We start from the raw sequence: 14,887 nt of genomic DNA on the forward strand, positions 1-14,887 counted from the left end.
ACCGTACACGGTCTGGCACCCGTCGTGCACGAGCGCCACCCCTGGTATTTCCCGCCAATTGGGGGGCCGGAAACCCGGACTTTCCCGGGCTTTCCGACCATTCGGGGGTCACGGAACGCGCAGGGTCGAGCACTCGACAATGTGATCGATCACACACATTCCGCCCACCCCTCGGTCGCCGAACTTCAGCTGTGGGCGAAACCGTGACGGGTGGGTCAGATGGGCAGGGTGACACGCATCACGAGGCCACCGCCCTCGCGCGGCTCCGCATGGATCCGCCCGCCGTGTGCGCGCGCCACGGAGCGTGCGATCGACAGACCGAGCCCCACACCCTTGTCGCTGCCCGTTCGCTCCGTACGCAGCCGCCTGAAGGGCTCGAAGAGGTTGTCGATCTCGTACGCGGGAACCACGGGACCCGTGTTCGAGACCACCAGCACCGCCTGGCCGTGCTGGACCTCGGTCGCCACGTCCACCCAGCCGCCCTCCGGCACGTTGTACCGCACGGCGTTCTGCACCAGGTTCAGCGCGATCCGCTCCAGCAGCACCCCGTTGCCCTGGACCACCGCCGGAGCCCGCTCGCCGCGTATCTCCACGCCCTTGGCGTCGGCCTCGCCGCGCGCCTGGTCGAGGGCGCGCGAGGCCACCTCGGCCAGGTCCACGGGCTTGCGCTCGACGATCTGGTTCTCGCTGCGGGCCAGCAGCAGCAGGCCCTCGACCAGCTGCTCGCTGCGCTCGTTGGTGGCGAGCAGCGTCTTGCCGAGCTGCTGGAGCTCCATGGGAGCGCCGGGATCCGACAGGTGCACCTCCAGCAGGGTGCGGTTGATCGCCAGCGGGGTCCGCAGCTCGTGCGAGGCGTTGGCGACGAACCGCTGCTGGGCCGTGAAGGCCCGTTCCAGCCGGTCGAGCATCTCGTCGAAGGTGTCGGCGAGCTCCTTGAGCTCGTCGTCCGGCCCGTCCAGCTCGATGCGCCGGGTCAGGTCGGAGCCGACCACCCGGCGGGCGGTCCGGGTGATCTTGCCCAGCGGCGAGAGGACCCGGCCGGCCATCGCGTAGCCGAAGGCGAAGGCGATGACGCTCAGGCCCATGAGGGCCATCAGCGAGCGGCTGAGCAGGTCGTCCAGGGCGTGCTTGCGCTGATCGAGGGTGCAGGCCTGTATCGCGGCGTTGAACTCGTCCAGCGGCTGGTTGGTGCCCACGCCCGGGCAGGTCGGGCTGGAGACCTCGATCCGGCCGCCGGTGACGTTGAGGATCTTGAACGTGAGGGCGTTGCCCTCCCTCAGGGCCTGCGCCGCCAGCAGGTAGATGATCGACAGCAGCAGGATGCCGGCGATCAGGAACATCCCGCCGTACAGCAGCGTGAGCCGTATCCGGATGGTCGGTCTCAGCCACGGGAAGGGACCCTCGGGCTGACCGGGGTCCCAGGTGGGCTTCGGTGGCGCCGGGTGTGGCGCCGCGGACGCGGCCACCCGCGTCAGATCCGGTAGCCGGAGCCGGGCACGGTCACGATGACCGGGGGCTCGCCCAGCTTGCGGCGCAGCGTCATGACCGTCACCCGCACCACGTTGGTGAACGGATCGGTGTTCTCGTCCCACGCCTTCTCCAGCAGCTGCTCGGCGGACACCACGGTCCCTTCACTGCGCATGAGGACCTCCAGCACCGCGAACTCCTTGGGCGCCAGCTGCACCTCCCTGCCCTCGCGGAAGACCTCGCGCCGGTTCGGGTCCAGCTTGATCCCGGCCCGCTCCAGTACGGGCGGCAGGGCCACGGTGGTGCGCCGGCCGAGCGCGCGCACGCGGGCGGTGAGCTCGCTGAAGGCGAACGGCTTGGGAAGGTAGTCGTCCGCCCCGAGCTCCAGGCCCTCGACGCGGTCGCTCACGTCGCCCGACGCGGTCAGCATCAGGACGCGGGTGGGCATGCCCAGCTCCACGATCTTGCGGCAGACGTCGTCACCGTGCACCAGGGGGAGGTCCCGGTCGAGCACGACCACGTCGTAGTCGTTCACCCCGACGCGCTCCAGGGCGGCCGCGCCGTCGTAGACGACGTCCACGGCCATGGCCTCCCGGCGCAGTCCGGTGGCCACAGCATCGGCGAGCAGCTGCTCGTCCTCGACGACGAGTACGCGCACGTCGATTTCCTTCCTCCGAGCCCTCCAGGGCACACGTGTATTGCGTCATCCATCCTGCCGGTTTCGGCCGTAAACCGGCTGTAAGACGCAAGTGGAGGGGGTCCGAGGGGCGGAGGTGAGGATTCCCTCGCCTCACGAGGTTTCTGCGCCCAGGGTGCCGGGGAGGACGTCAGCACACCCCGACCACTCCCTGACAGCGGCGTGCCACGTCCCTCGTAGCCGCCGCCGACCCACGAAGAGGGGGCGCACCACCATGGACGCATTCACCGCGGGTCTCCTGCAGCGCATCGAAGCAACGCAGTCGGACCTCCTTCAGGCCCGTGAAGCCGGCGACGACTTCCTCGCGGAGGTCGAACAGGCGGAGCTGGACGATCTCCACCGGCTCGCCGCGGAACACGGCGTACAGGTCACAGCCGCAGCCTGCGGCTGATACCGGCGCCGGGGACGCCACCGCGCGGCCCCGGGCGCCTCATCCACCCTCCGGACGCCGGGCGGGCCACCGTGGCCCGCCCGGCGTCCCGCATGTCCGCCCGCGCCGGCGGACGCGCCCCGGCGGGCGCCCGTCCGCGCCGTCCGCGCCGTCCGCGCCGGGTACGCCGGGTACGCCGGTACGCCGGGTGCGCCCCGGTCAGGCCTCGCCGTCGTGCCAGGCCCCCGCGTCCTCCAGCAGCGGCTGGAGGGCGGCGAACACCGACGGGGTCGCCGCCAGCACCAGCTCGCCCGAGGCCGCCCGCCCCGGCCGTCCGCCGGTGAGCGCGCCCGCCTCCCGCGCGATGAGGTCCCCGGCCGCCAGGTCCCAGGGGTTCAGCCCGCGCTCGTAGTAGCCGTCCAGCCGGCCCGCGGCCACGTCGCACAGGTCCACCGCCGCCGAACCGCCGCGCCGGATGTCCCGGACCACCGGGATGATCCGCGCCGCGACCTCGGCCTGGTGCGCCCGCCGGGTCTGGAGGTAGCCGAAGCCGGTGGCCACCAGGGCCTGGTCCAGCGGCGCCGCGTCCCGGCAGGACATCCGTGCGCCGCCCAGCCACGCGCCGCCGCCCAGCACCGCGTGGTACGTCTCCCCGCGCAGCGGCGCCTCGACCACGCCCACGACCACCTCGCCGCGGAACTCCGCCGCGATGGAGACGGCCCAGGACGGCAGCCCGTAGAGGTAGTTCACGGTGCCGTCCAGCGGGTCGATGACCCACCGCACGCCGCTGGTGCCCTCGCTGCTCGCGCCCTCCTCGCCGAGGAACCCGTCCGCGGGCCGCCGCTCCGCGAGGAAGCCGGTGATCAGCTTCTCGGCGGCGAGGTCCATCTCGGTCACCACGTCGATCGGGCTGGTCTTGGTGGCGGCCACCGCGAGGTCGTCGGGACGGCCGTCGCGCAGCAGCGCGCCGGCCTGCCGGGCGGCCTCCAGGGCGAGCTCCAGCAGTTCCTGCTTCAGTGCGTCGGTCACGGCGTGTTCCTCGGTCACGGAGGTGCTCCTCAGGCGTAGGGACTGTCGGCGCCCGCGGCGGCCGGCCGCGGGGCCCGGGCGGGGCAGCAGCCCACCGCGCACAGGTCGTGGCTCTGGCCCAGGGTGCCGACCCAGCACTCCGCGGCAGCTTCTCCGCGCTCCCTGGCGGCCCGCTCCAGGACCAGCTCGCGCACGGCCGCGGCGAAGACGGGGCTCGCGCCGACCGTGGCCGAGCGCGCCACGGGCAGGCCCAGCTCGGCGGCCTTGGCGGTGGCCTCCGTGTCGAGGTCGTACAGGACCTCCATGTGGTCGGAGACGAAGCCGATGGGCACCATGACGACGGCCGGGGCGCCGGCGGCGTGCTCGGCCTCCAGGTGGTCGCAGATGTCCGGTTCCAGCCACGGGATGTGCGGCGCGCCGCTGCGGGACTGGTAGACGAGCTCCCAGGGGTGCGCGCGGCCCGTCCGTACGGCGACCTCGTCGGCGATCACCCGGGCGACGTCGAGGTGCTGCCTGACGTACGCCCCGCCCAGGCCGCCCTCGGTGTGGTCCTCGACGGGGCCGGAGGTGTCCGCGGCGGCCGTCGGGATCGAGTGGGTGGTGAAGGCCAGGTGCGCGCCCGCGCGGACGGCCTCGGGCAGCGACTCCAGCGCCGCGAGCACCCCGTCGATCATCGGCTCCACGAACCCGGGGTGGTTGAAGTAGTGCCGCAGCTTGTCCACCCGCGGCAGCTCCAGGCCCTCCCCGGCGAGGGTCGCCAGCGCGTCGGCGAGGTTCTCGCGGTACTGCCGGCAGCCCGAGTAGGAGGCGTACGCGCTGGTCGCGAGGACGGCGATGCGGCGGCGGCCGTCCTGGACCATCTCGCGCAGCACGTCGGTCAGGTAGGGCGCCCAGTTCCGGTTGCCCCAGTAGACCGGCAGGTCCAGCCCGCTCCCGGCGAAGTCCTTGCGCAGCGCGTCCAGCAGGGCCCGGTTCTGCGCGTTGATCGGGCTCACGCCGCCGAAGCCGAAGTAGTGCTGTCCGACCTCCTTGAGCCGCTCCCGCGGGATGCCGCGGCCGCGCGTGACGTTCTCCAGGAACGGCACGACGTCGTCGGGGCCCTCGGGCCCCCCGAAGGACAGCAGGAGCAGGGCGTCGTACGGGCGGGCCGGGCCGCCCTCGCCGGTGGCGCGGTTCGGGAGCTGGTCAGACATGTCCAGAATCCTGCCACCCGGCGCCCACCGTCGGTAACCGGCCTCACCAGCTGGACACCGCCGGCCGCAGGTAAGGTGAACCTTAGTTCTGGGTGGGCTCGCGGCCTGCTCCGATGACATGTCCCCGTGCGGGTGCCGTCGGTGCGGCCGTAACCTGTATGGGCCATCCACGTCCCTTACGGAGGGCCCCTTGCCCAGTCCCTACCGCGCGATATTCAGCGCCCCCGGCACCAAGGCTTTCAGCGCGGCCGGCTTCATAGGCCGGATGCCGCTGTCCATGGTGGGCATCGGCATCGTCACGATGATTTCCGAGATCACCGGGCGCTACAAGCTCGCCGGTCTGGTCACCGCCACCCTCGCGCTGTCCGCCGCCGTCCTGGGCCCGCAGGTCTCCCGCCTGGTCGACCAGTACGGGCAACGGCACGTCCTGCGCCCGGCCACCCTCATCGCCGTCGCGGCCGTGTCCGGCCTGCTGCTCGCCGCCGCCAACGGCCTCCCGGACTGGACCTTCTTCGTCTTCGCCGCGGCCGCCGGTGTCGTCCCGAGCATCGGCTCCATGATCCGGGCCCGCTGGACGGCGATCTACCGGGACTCCCCGCGCGAGCTGCACACCGCGTACTCCTTCGAGTCCGTCATCGACGAGGTCTGCTTCATCTTCGGCCCGATCCTGGCCATCGGGCTGTCCACCACCTGGTTCCCCGAGGCCGGACCGCTGGTCGCCGCCGTCTGCCTGCTGGTCGGCACCTGGCTGCTGACGGCCCAGCGCGGCACGGAACCCGCCCCGCACCCGCGCGAGAAGCAGCACGAGCAGGGCTCGGCGCTGCGCTCCCCCGGACTGCAGGTGCTCGTGGCCACCTTCGTCGCCACCGGCGCGATCTTCGGCTCCATCGACGTGGTGACCCTGGCCTTCGCCGAGGAGCAGGGCAGCAAGGCCGCCGCCAGCTTCATCCTGGCCATCTGGGCGCTGGGTTCCTGCCTGGCGGGCATCGTCTTCGGCCTGCTGCATCTCAAGGGGCGGGCAGAACGCCGTTGGGTACTGGGCGTATGTGCGATGGCCGTGAGTATGATCCCCCTCCTACTGGCCGGGAACCTTCCGTTTCTGGCCGTGGCGCTCTTCGTCTCGGGCCTCGCCATCGCTCCCACGATGGTCACCACGATGGCCCTGATCGAGGCGCACGTACCACGCGCGAAGCTGACCGAGGGCATGACCTGGACAAGCACCGGGCTCGCGGTCGGTGTCGCGCTCGGCTCCTCCGTGGCCGGCTGGGTCATCGACACGGCCGGGGCGAGGACCGGGTACGTCGTCTCCATCGCGTCGGGGGCGGCCGCGGCGGCGGTGGCGTTCGCGGGTTACCGCCGGCTGACGAGGCCGGCGCTAGGGGAGGAGCCCTCTACCGATGGGGACGGCGACAGCAACGAAGCACGGGACCGCGTGGCGTAACTGGGCGGGCAATGTCTCGGCCACTCCCGCGCGGGTGGTGAGCCCGACCTCGGTCGGGGAGCTTCAGGAGGCGGTCCGCCGGGCCGCCTCCGACGGACTGCGGGTGAAGGCGGTGGGCACCGGCCACTCCTTCACGGCGGCGGCCGCCACCGACGGCGTCCTGATACGGCCGCAGGCACTGGCCGGGATCCAGCGGATCGACCGGGCCGCCGGGACCGTCACGGTCGCCGCGGGCACCGCTCTGAAGGACCTCAACCTGGCCCTGGCCGGCCAGGGTCTCTCGCTCACCAACATGGGCGACATCATGGAGCAGACCGTCTCCGGGGCCACCAGCACGGGCACCCACGGCACCGGCCGCGACTCCGCCTCCATCGCCGCCCAGCTCCGCGCCATGGAGCTGGTCACGGCCGACGGCGAACTGCTGGTCTGCTCCGAGCAGGAGAACCCCGAGGTCTTCGCGGCCGCCCGGGTCGGCATCGGGGCGCTGGGCGTGGTCAGCTCGCTGACCTTCGCCTTGGAGCCGCTGTTCCTGCTCACGGCCCGCGAGGAGCCGATGGCCTTCGAGCAGGTGACGGCCGAGTTCGACCAGCACTGGGCGGAGAACGAGCACTTCGAGTTCTACTGGTTCCCGCACACCGGCAACTGCAACACCAAGCGCAACAACCGCAGCGCCGGTCCGGCGGCCCCGAACGGCGCGGTCAGCGGCTGGATCGAGGACGAGCTGCTCTCCAACGGCGTCTTCCAGGCCGTCAACTCCCTGGGCCGTGCGGTCCCCGCCACCATCCCCACCATCGCCCGGGTCGCGAGCCGCGCACTGTCGGCGCGGACGTACACGGACATCCCGTACAAGGTGTTCACCAGCCCGCGCCGGGTGCGGTTCGTGGAGATGGAGTACGCCCTGCCGCGCGAGCACGTCGTCGCGGCGCTGCGCGAACTGCGGTCGATGGTCGACCGCTCGCGGCTGCGGATCAGCTTCCCCGTCGAGGTGCGTACGGCCCCCGCCGACGACATCGCGCTGTCGACCGCATCCGGTCGGGACACCGCGTACATCGCGGTGCACATGTACCGGGGCACGCCCTACCAGGCGTACTTCACCGCGGCCGAGCGCATCTTCACCGCGCACGGCGGGCGTCCGCACTGGGGCAAGGTGCACACGCGGGACGCGGAGTACTTCGCGGAGGTCTACCCGCGCTTCGGCGAGTTCACCGCGCTGCGCGACCGGCTGGACCCGGACCGGGTGTTCGGCAACGACTACCTGCGCCGGGTGCTGGGCGACTGACGGACGGCGGCTCAGCGGGCGCCGCGCCCGCCCGGCGCGTTCCCCGGGCCGTCGCCGGTGTCCGCGCCGTCGCCGGTGTCCGCGCCGGGCGTGGGCGCCCCGGTCGTCGGGGCCGGGCCGGGCGTCGTGGGCGCGGGGCCCGGCGGGGTCGGCGTGGGCGTGGGCCGCCCGGAGTACGAGGGACTCGGGGTCGGACCGGGGCCGGGGGTGCCGCCGCCCCCCGGCCGGTCCGGGTCCGCGGAACCGCCGGGTCCGGGGGTGGCGCCGGTGTCCCGGTCGGACGTACCGCCCGGACGGGGGGTTTGCGGCCGCTCGTCCTTCGAACCGCCCCCGCCCTTGTGGCCGGAACCCCCGGTGACGGCCGTGTACAAGGGCCGGTCGGCGACCGAACCGCCGGTCAGCGCCTCGACGGTGGCGATGCCGCCCAGCGCGATGGCGAACGCCGCGCCCGCCGCGACGGCGGTCCGCCGCCAGCCGCGCACCCGGGTGCCGTGGGTGGTGGCGGCGCCGAACTCACCGGAGGGCACCGGCTCCTGGGGCGGGGCGTCCGCCGCTGGTGCCCGCCGGGACCGGGGGCGGGCGGACTCGCGTATCTGGTCCCCGGTACGACGGAAGACGTGCTGGATGACCGGTCCGCCGGCGGTGGCGACGACACTGACCACACCGGCGCCGAGGATCGTCCCGTACACGCCGAGCTCCGAGGCGAGCAGGGCGGCCGCGACGGTGGCCAGGGAACTGCCCGCGACCTGAGTGGCGCTCAGGTCGAGTTTCTTCCTCGCGCCCGCCGCGCCCGCCGCGCCCTCCGCGCCGTCCGCACCGTTCGCGCCGTCCTCCTGCGGCGCGTTGTTGCTCCACGTGCTCCGTGACGTCCTGCGACCCATCTCCAACCCCTGCTCCGCCGGTTACAGCAGTTACTGACAGATGGGCGAAACGGATAGTTCCATTTCTGTGGATTCTGTGAAACAAGACACCCGAAATCGGACGCAGCCCCAGGTCCGAGCGGAATGTTGATCGCTCAACTCCCCGCGCCCGCGACAACTTCGGCGGCGCGGCGGTCCACCCAGGTGGCCCGAATGGAGTACTGTGGCGAGCCCTGGGGCCGTCCCTCCTTGCGGATGTCCGGACCCGGGAGACGGGGCCGAATGGCAGGGAAGCGGCACTCGAAACCGGCGGCGCCGCGGCACCGCACGGACGCCTGATGCAGAGAGTGACCGTCGGTCACTGTATGTGGCCAACAGGTAACCGTGCCATAACGGCGATCAAGGGCGCTTGCCCGACACGCCGGTTTAACTCGGCAAGGTTGTGGCAGGCTGCACCCGGGCAGGCCACACTCGACTAGCGGAAGCAGCGACGCACGTGACGTCGGCAGGCACCACCCGGGAGGTCCCCATGCCCGAACTGCGTGTCGTGGCCGTCTCCAATGACGGCACACGACTGGTGCTCAAGGCTGCGGACAGCACGGAGTACACGCTTCCGATCGACGAACGGCTGCGCGCGGCGGTACGCAACGACCGTGCCCGGCTGAACCAGATCGAGATCGAGGTGGAGAGCCACCTCCGGCCCCGCGACATCCAGGCCCGGATACGGGCCGGTGCCTCCGCGGAGGAGGTCGCCCAGCTCGCCGGCATCCCCGTCGACCGGGTACGCCGCTTCGAGGGACCGGTGCTCGCGGAGCGCGCCTTCATGGCCGAGCGGGCCCGCAAGACCCCCGTGCGCCGTCCCGGCGAGAACACCGGACCCCAGCTCGGCGAGGCCGTGCAGGAACGACTGACCCTGCGCGGGGCCGAGAAGGACTCCGTGCAGTGGGACTCCTGGCGCCGCGACGACGGCACCTGGGAGGTGCTGCTCGTCTACCGGGTCGCCGGCGAACCGCACTCGGCGAGCTGGACGTACGACCCGCCGCGCCGGCTGGTCGTGGCGGTCGACGACGAGGCACGCTCGCTGATCGGCGAGGCGGACGACCTGCCCGCGGCCCCGGAGCCGAGCTTCCCGTTCGTGCCGCGGATCGCACGCCTGCCGCGGGACCGGCCGCTGGACCGGACCCTGGACCGTCAGCTGGAGCGCGCGCCCGCGCCGGCCCCGGAGCCGGAGGAGGAGCGCGACACGCTGACCAGCCTGCTGGAGGCGGTACCGAGCTTCCGGGGCGACCTCGTCGTACCGGAGCGCCCCTCGGCGGAGCCGGACGCCGAGGAACCGGCGGCGGAGGAACCCCCGGCCGCCGCGGCGGCATCGGCGGGCGCGGCGTACGCCGACGTCCTCATGCCGCGCACGGTCGCGGGCCACCGGGACCGCCTGACGGGGACGACGGACCGGCAGGCCGAGGCGGACGGCGTCCGCCCGGGACGCCGGGCGGCGGTCCCGAGCTGGGACGAGATCGTCTTCGGCACACGCCGCAAGAAGCAGGAGTAGCAGGCGCGGCGGGAGCAGCAGGAGCGGCGGGTGTAGCGGGAGCGGCGGGTGTAGCGGGAGCGGCCTGAGCGGCAGGAGTGGCGGGCCGCGAGGAGCGGCGCCCCGGGAGTGCCGGTGCGCGCGGTCCTCGCGGGACCCGCACACCGGCTGCCCGCCGCACCTGTCCGCCGGCCGGCGGGCGGCGGGCGGCGGGCGATCAGAACCGGTCAGGTCCCGTGGCCACCGGACGGGACTCGTCCGACGACCACTCCGACCAGCTGCCCGCGTACAGCGCCGCCGGGATCCCCGCCACCGCCAGGGCGAGCACCTGGTGCGCGCCGGACACGCCCGAGCCGCAGTAGACGCCCACGTCGGCGGAGCCGGCGGCACCCAGACCGGAGAAGCGGGCGCGCAGCGCGTCCGGCGCCAGCAGCAGCCCGTCCACCCCCACGTTCTCGGTCGTGGGCGCCGACACCGCGCCCGGAATGTGGCCCCCGACGCGGTCGATCGGCTCGACCTCGCCCCGGTACCGCTCCCCCGCCCGCGCGTCCAGCAGCACCCCGGTGCGCGCCAGGTCGGCGGCCTCGTCCGCCGACAACAGGCCCAGCGAACCGGCCTTTGGCCGGAAATCGCCTTCCGCCGGCGTCACCCGGTCCGCCGACAGGGCGCCACCGGCGGCCGTCCAGGCCCCCACTCCCCCGTCGAGCACCCGCACATCCGTGTGGCCCGTCCAGCGCAGGAGCCACCAGGCGCGGGCGGCGGCCCAGCCCAGGCCCCCGTCGTAGACGACCACCGGCCGCCCCGAGGACACCCCCGCCCGGCGCATCACGGCGCCGAAGTCCTCCACCGGAGGCAGCGGATGACGGCCACCCGAACCCGCCGGACCAGCCAGTTCGCGGTCCAGGTCGACGTACACGGCCCCCGGCAGGTGCCCGGCCTCGTACGCGGGCCGCATATCGGGGCCACCGAGCTGCCAGCGGATGTCGAGGAGGACGGGCGGCCGGGGGCCGGCCAGCTCGGTCGTCAGTTCGGAGGCGGAGATGAGGGCGGAGGTCGCAGTCATGACCCCATCTTCCTCCTCCCGCCGTACCGATTCGGTCATCTCTGCCGTGCAGCACGGAAATCCGGCGCGGTCGGGGCGCGCGGTGCCTCCCGGAGTGGAAGCATCGGGCTGACGAACGCCAGGACCGCCACGACGGAGGAGACGGCAGACATGACCGAGGCAGCGGCGGGAGCGGCGCGACGCGCGCCGGGCACTCCGTGCTGGGTGAGCCTGATGGTGCACGGCCTCGGCACGACCGAGGACTTCTACGCCGATCTCTTCGGGTGGGAGTACGTACCCGGCCCCGAGGCGTTCGGCCCGTACGTCCGGGCGCTGCTCGACGGGCGGGAGGTCGCCGGGATCGGCCAGATGCCCCCGGACCGCAATCTTCCGGTGGCCTGGACGACGTATCTGGCCACCGACGACGCCGACGCGACGGCGGAGGCGATCCGCGCCTGCGGCGGCACGGTCGCGGTGGGCCCGCTGGACACGGCCGACGCCGGCCGGCTCGCGATCTGCTCCGACCCCTTCGGTGCCGTCTTCGGGATCTGGCAGGGCGGTACCCACCTCGGCGCCCGGCTCAGCGGGGTGCCCGGCACGCCGGTGTGGAACGAGCTGGTCACCCAGGAGACCGGGGTGAGCAAGTTCTACGAGATGGTCTTCGGGCACGAGGCGGCCCTCTCCCCGGAGGTCGACTACCTGACCCTGCACGTGTCGGGCGATCCGGTCTGCTCGGTGCGCGGCGTCGGCCGGGCCCTGCCGCACGACCGGGGCGCGCACTGGATGACGTACTTCGCGGTGGCCGACACCGACGCGGCGGCGGCCCGGGTCGCCGAGCTCGGCGGGCGGGTCGTCGACGCGCCCCACGAGGGCACGCACGGCCGGACGGCGACCGTCGCGGACCCCGAGGGCGCGGTCTTCACGATCGTGGCGCCGAGGAGCTGACGGAGCCGGAGCGGCCCAGAGCCCCGCGCACGGTGATCCCGTAGCCGGCGCGCAGCCGCCGCAGTTCCCACGCCGACAGGGCGGTGACGGACAGCGGCGGCCCGAGCAGGAACAGGACGCGTACGGCCAGGGGGGCGTGGACGGGCGCGTCGTCGAAGAGCTGGCCGATGGACATCACCCACACCAGTACGGGCGATATCAGCGGCGGCAGGACCTCGTGGACGTCGGCGGTGCGGAAGGCGTAGTGCACGCACAGCACCGCCGACGCGAGGGTGAAGGGGATGGAGAACAGCGCGAGGAGTCCGAGCAGCGGCGTGAGCACCAGGCTCCAGCCCCCGTCGAAGGCGGGCAGGTCCCGCCCGCCGCCCACCAGGAACCAGAACGCCGCCGCGGTGCCGCACAGCGTGCCCAGCGCCGTCAGCGGCCCGCGCAGCCGGCCGCGGTAGAAGGCCCGGCCGGGCGGCCGGGCGGCCATCACGAAGGCGGTGAGCGCGAGCGGGCCGACGATCAGCAACAGCCCGGCGGTGAGGATCACTTCGACCAGCTTGTCCTCGAGCACGGCGCCGGCGCCCTCGCGCAGCGGATAGGAGAGGACGAGCCAGAGGGTGGCGCTCAGGCCGATCACGGTACGGGCGATCTGCGCGCGTTCGATGGCCGGGTCCACGATCCGGTCCGGGCGGGCGGGCCGGTACAGGCGTGCGGCCAGGACGAAGGGCAGGACCAGGAGCGGGGCGCATCCGGCGGCGCATCCTCCCCCGCCGCCTCCCCGGCCCCTGCCCGCCCGGCCCGACGCCCCCCGCTGCCCGTACCCGTGACTCACTGCGCCGTTCCCCCCGAGCGATGATGATCACCGCATCATAGGACGTACGTCCGACGCCCCGTCAGCGGGTGCCGGATGCGGGGATCGGGTACGGGTACGCGCTCGACGCGCGGTCGGCGGGAGCCGGTTCGGCGGACGGGAATCACCGACCACGACCTGGGCGCCTTCGACCACCATCTCCCCGCCCACCGTGCGGGCGTTGTGCGTGGCGCGGGCACCGCACCAGCACAGGGTCTCGACCTGGAGCTGCTCGATGCGGTCCGCCGGCTCGATCAGGCGCTGGGAGCCGGGGAAGAGCTCGGTGCGGAAGTCGGTGGTGATGCCGAAGGCGAAGACGTCCAGGCCGAGGTCGTCCACGATGCGGGCCAGCTGGTCGATCTGCTCCGGGGCGAGGAACCGGGCCTCGTCCACGATCACGTAGTCCGCCTTGCCGCCCCGCGACAGCTCCCCCGACCAGGTACGCGTACAGGTCCATGCCCGCGCCGGCCTCGACCGCCTCCGCCCAGGACGCATCCATACCCGGGTCGTACGTCACGTGCGCACATCAGGGTCCGGACACCGGACCGTACGTCGATCCTTCGCCCCGGCCCCAGTCAGAGTCCGATGACCGTGGGGTCCTCGGCCAGCTTGCGGAGGTAGCCGCCGGGGTCGGCAACCAGGGTGCGGCGGGCCAGGTCGAGAAGGCCGATCGTGCCGGTCACCTCGCAGGCCAGGGTGCCATCCGCCTTCCGGATGTCCTGGCGCAGCCGGAAGGTCTTGCCCGTCCCCCACTCGAAGGTGCAGACCACGTCGACCCGGTCCCCGCCCTGGAGCTCGCGCTTGAACTTCAGGGTGCACTCCAGCTGGGCCGGTCCGACCCCGCCGGCCAGCAGCTTGTCGCCCGGGATGCCCGCGGCCAGCAGCACCTCCCACAGCGCGTGCTCGCAGTACTGGAGGTAGACCGCCTGGTTGAGGTGGCCGCGGGTGTCGAGCTCGTACTCGCGGACGGCGATGCGAACGCTGAACGGCTGGGGCACGTGAGTGCGTCCCTTCCTTGTTTCCCGGGGCTTACGGTGGTTCGGTCAGGCCGTGCGGTGCGGGCTGTACGGCGACCAGCTCCACTGGCGCCAGTAGCCCTCCGAGACGCCGAGCCAGGTGCGCAGGTCGTCGGGGCCGCCGAGGAACTCGTGCATGCTCATCAGCAGCCAACTGTGCACCGCCTGGCTGTCCCGGCAGTCCCCGCAGTGTCCGGAAGTGCAGCAGAACTGCACGGTTTCGAGGTCGGCGCCCCACGCGTTGAATCCCGGCAGCACCGGGTTTCCGTTGGCGATGCGCTCCGTGTGCGCCTTGTGGTCGACGCTGATGCTCGGACACACGTCGTACCCGAAGTTCTGGCCGTGCGAGCGGCCGGTGATGAGGGCCTCGATGTAGTACGGGTCGTTCACCACCGCCTGCGGGAACAACTCCTTGACGCGCAGGGCCTCGTCGAGCAGCTTGCGGCCTTCGGGCGCCTTGAGCGGGTGGTCGCCGCCGTACTCGCTGTAGAAGTTGAAGCTGATCAGATTGCCGTTGCCGGCCATCTTGCGGACGGTCTCTTCGATGTAGCCGGCGCCGGGCTCGGTCAGCGCGTAGATGAACGTGGCCCGGGGGTCGTCGCGGTAGTTGGTGAGGGCGGTGTCGATCAGACCGGAGAAGCGGCGGCCGTTGGGATGGATCGCCCGGAGCTGGTCGTCGAGCGGACCGCCGCCGAAGACGGACACGGCGATCGCCACGTCCTCGAACCCCTCCCGGGGCAGGGGGAGGAGGCCGTTGGTCGAGATGGTCACGTAGTCGAGCAGTTCGACGAACGGTCTGATCCTGTCCGGGACGAGGGTCGGCTCCCCGCCGATGAGGAGCGCCGAGGTGACCCCGTCGGCCTTCAGGCGTTCCACGAAGCTGCGCACTTTGGCCAGATCGCGCTCGTCCGTGACGGCCGAGTCGAAGTCGTGGGCGAAGAACCAGCAGCCGTCGCACCGAATGTTGCAGGCACCGGTGAGGTGTACCTCCGTGTTGCGCACCCGTCGTCCGAAGCTGCGTAACGCGTCGAGCCTGACGCCCAGTTCCGGTTCCTTTGCAACGATGTCGGCGACGCGTGCGCGGATCTCGTCCCGCGAGCGGGGCCGCCGGGTGAGGTTGAGTGGCTGGGCTGACATGCTCGGGACTCCTCTGTTCTGCTGCCGGTCCTCCACAGATCGGGC

Annotated in this window: 14 protein-coding genes and 1 pseudogene; 5 read left to right on the forward strand and 10 right to left on the reverse strand. The window is 72.7% G+C overall.

Annotation, left to right across the window (positions count from 1 at the left end; genetic code table 11):
* Positions 1 to 215 precede the first annotated feature (215 nt).
* Positions 216 to 1,466: a sensor histidine kinase gene (locus tag ACIPXB_RS18720; RefSeq protein WP_401450992.1), complete on the reverse strand. Its 1,251-nt coding sequence runs from the start codon at positions 1,464 to 1,466 to the stop codon at positions 216 to 218.
* 5 nt (positions 1,467 to 1,471) lie between these two features.
* Positions 1,472 to 2,125 carry a response regulator transcription factor gene (locus ACIPXB_RS18725; RefSeq protein WP_030154340.1) on the reverse strand — a complete coding sequence of 218 codons (654 nt, stop codon included), beginning with the start codon at positions 2,123 to 2,125 and terminating at the stop codon, positions 1,472 to 1,474.
* 253 nt (positions 2,126 to 2,378) lie between these two features.
* On the opposite strand from ACIPXB_RS18725, the gene ACIPXB_RS18730 reads away from it, so the two are divergent.
* Positions 2,379 to 2,555 carry a hypothetical protein gene (locus tag ACIPXB_RS18730; RefSeq protein ID WP_401450995.1) on the forward strand — a complete coding sequence of 59 codons (177 nt, stop codon included), beginning with the start codon at positions 2,379 to 2,381 and terminating at the stop codon, positions 2,553 to 2,555.
* Positions 2,556 to 2,753: 198 nt separating this feature from the next.
* On the opposite strand, the gene ACIPXB_RS18735 is transcribed toward ACIPXB_RS18730, so the two are convergent.
* Positions 2,754 to 3,563 (reverse strand): inositol monophosphatase family protein, encoded by an 810-nt coding sequence (locus ACIPXB_RS18735; RefSeq protein WP_401451252.1) that lies wholly within the window; start codon positions 3,561 to 3,563, stop codon positions 2,754 to 2,756.
* Positions 3,564 to 3,592: 29 nt separating this feature from the next.
* Complete coding sequence (locus ACIPXB_RS18740; protein WP_401450998.1) at positions 3,593 to 4,756, reverse strand: ferrochelatase; 1,164 nt, start codon at positions 4,754 to 4,756, stop codon at positions 3,593 to 3,595.
* A 190-nt stretch (positions 4,757 to 4,946) separates the two neighbouring features.
* Between ACIPXB_RS18740 and ACIPXB_RS18745 the strand changes: the two genes are divergently transcribed.
* Both ACIPXB_RS18745 and ACIPXB_RS18750 read left to right on the forward strand, forming a co-directional pair.
* A complete protein-coding gene (locus ACIPXB_RS18745; RefSeq protein WP_401451000.1) occupies positions 4,947 to 6,197 on the forward strand; it encodes an MFS transporter in 1,251 nt (416 codons plus the stop codon).
* Positions 6,154 to 7,476: a D-arabinono-1,4-lactone oxidase gene (locus ACIPXB_RS18750; protein ID WP_401451003.1), complete on the forward strand. Its 1,323-nt coding sequence runs from the start codon at positions 6,154 to 6,156 to the stop codon at positions 7,474 to 7,476. Before ACIPXB_RS18745 ends, ACIPXB_RS18750 begins: the two co-directional genes overlap by 44 nt.
* An 11-nt stretch (positions 7,477 to 7,487) precedes the next feature.
* Here ACIPXB_RS18750 and ACIPXB_RS18755 read toward each other — a convergent pair whose 3' ends face one another.
* Positions 7,488 to 8,357, reverse strand: coding sequence for a hypothetical protein (locus tag ACIPXB_RS18755; protein ID WP_401451005.1), 870 nt, complete (start codon positions 8,355 to 8,357; stop codon positions 7,488 to 7,490).
* Positions 8,358 to 8,832: 475 nt separating this feature from the next.
* Here ACIPXB_RS18755 and sepH point away from each other — a divergent pair, with 475 nt between their 5' ends.
* Entirely contained in the window at positions 8,833 to 9,885 is a 1,053-nt protein-coding gene (gene sepH, locus ACIPXB_RS18760) for a septation protein SepH (protein WP_401451007.1), read from the forward strand.
* A gap of 196 nt (positions 9,886 to 10,081) precedes the next feature.
* On the opposite strand, the gene ACIPXB_RS18765 is transcribed toward sepH, so the two are convergent.
* Positions 10,082 to 10,927, reverse strand: a complete 846-nt coding sequence (locus ACIPXB_RS18765) for a sulfurtransferase (protein WP_401451009.1) — start codon at positions 10,925 to 10,927, stop codon at positions 10,082 to 10,084.
* Positions 10,928 to 11,077: 150 nt separating this feature from the next.
* Here ACIPXB_RS18765 and ACIPXB_RS18770 point away from each other — a divergent pair, with 150 nt between their 5' ends.
* Positions 11,078 to 11,851: a VOC family protein gene (locus ACIPXB_RS18770; RefSeq protein ID WP_401451011.1), complete on the forward strand. Its 774-nt coding sequence runs from the start codon at positions 11,078 to 11,080 to the stop codon at positions 11,849 to 11,851.
* Here the strand turns inward: ACIPXB_RS18770 and ACIPXB_RS18775 are convergent.
* From ACIPXB_RS18775 to ACIPXB_RS18790, 4 genes and pseudogenes are all read right to left on the reverse strand, one after another.
* The gene (locus ACIPXB_RS18775; RefSeq protein WP_401451014.1) at positions 11,826 to 12,671 is read right to left on the reverse strand and encodes a hypothetical protein; all 846 of its coding nucleotides are present in this window, start codon (positions 12,669 to 12,671) and stop codon (positions 11,826 to 11,828) included. The two genes, ACIPXB_RS18770 and ACIPXB_RS18775, sit on opposite strands and share 26 nt — an antisense overlap.
* A gap of 27 nt (positions 12,672 to 12,698) precedes the next feature.
* A pseudogene (locus ACIPXB_RS18780) lies at positions 12,699 to 13,170 on the reverse strand (thymidine kinase); the annotation flags it as partial.
* A gap of 94 nt (positions 13,171 to 13,264) precedes the next feature.
* The gene (locus ACIPXB_RS18785) at positions 13,265 to 13,687 is read right to left on the reverse strand and encodes an acyl-CoA thioesterase (protein WP_327382868.1); all 423 of its coding nucleotides are present in this window, start codon (positions 13,685 to 13,687) and stop codon (positions 13,265 to 13,267) included.
* A 45-nt stretch (positions 13,688 to 13,732) separates the two neighbouring features.
* The gene (locus tag ACIPXB_RS18790) at positions 13,733 to 14,842 is read right to left on the reverse strand and encodes a radical SAM protein (protein WP_401451017.1); all 1,110 of its coding nucleotides are present in this window, start codon (positions 14,840 to 14,842) and stop codon (positions 13,733 to 13,735) included.
* Positions 14,843 to 14,887 lie beyond the last annotated feature (45 nt).

The organism is Streptomyces sp. NPDC090022 (assembly GCF_044748145.1).
Taxonomy (GTDB): domain Bacteria; phylum Actinomycetota; class Actinomycetes; order Streptomycetales; family Streptomycetaceae; genus Streptomyces.

Bases quoted from the DNA above. Each gene is read 5' to 3' on its own strand.
- ACIPXB_RS18730 (WP_401450995.1), top strand. From the start codon at position 2,379: ATGGACGCATTCACCGCGGGTCTCCTGCAGCGCATCGAAGCAACGCAG.
- ACIPXB_RS18740 (WP_401450998.1), bottom strand. From the start codon at position 4,756: ATGTCTGACCAGCTCCCGAACCGCGCCACCGGCGAGGGCGGCCCGGCC.
- ACIPXB_RS18750 (WP_401451003.1), top strand. From the start codon at position 6,154: ATGGGGACGGCGACAGCAACGAAGCACGGGACCGCGTGGCGTAACTGG.
- ACIPXB_RS18755 (WP_401451005.1), bottom strand. From the start codon at position 8,357: ATGGGTCGCAGGACGTCACGGAGCACGTGGAGCAACAACGCGCCGCAG.
- ACIPXB_RS18765 (WP_401451009.1), bottom strand. From the start codon at position 10,927: ATGACTGCGACCTCCGCCCTCATCTCCGCCTCCGAACTGACGACCGAG.
- ACIPXB_RS18770 (WP_401451011.1), top strand. From the start codon at position 11,078: ATGACCGAGGCAGCGGCGGGAGCGGCGCGACGCGCGCCGGGCACTCCG.
- ACIPXB_RS18790 (WP_401451017.1), bottom strand. From the start codon at position 14,842: ATGTCAGCCCAGCCACTCAACCTCACCCGGCGGCCCCGCTCGCGGGAC.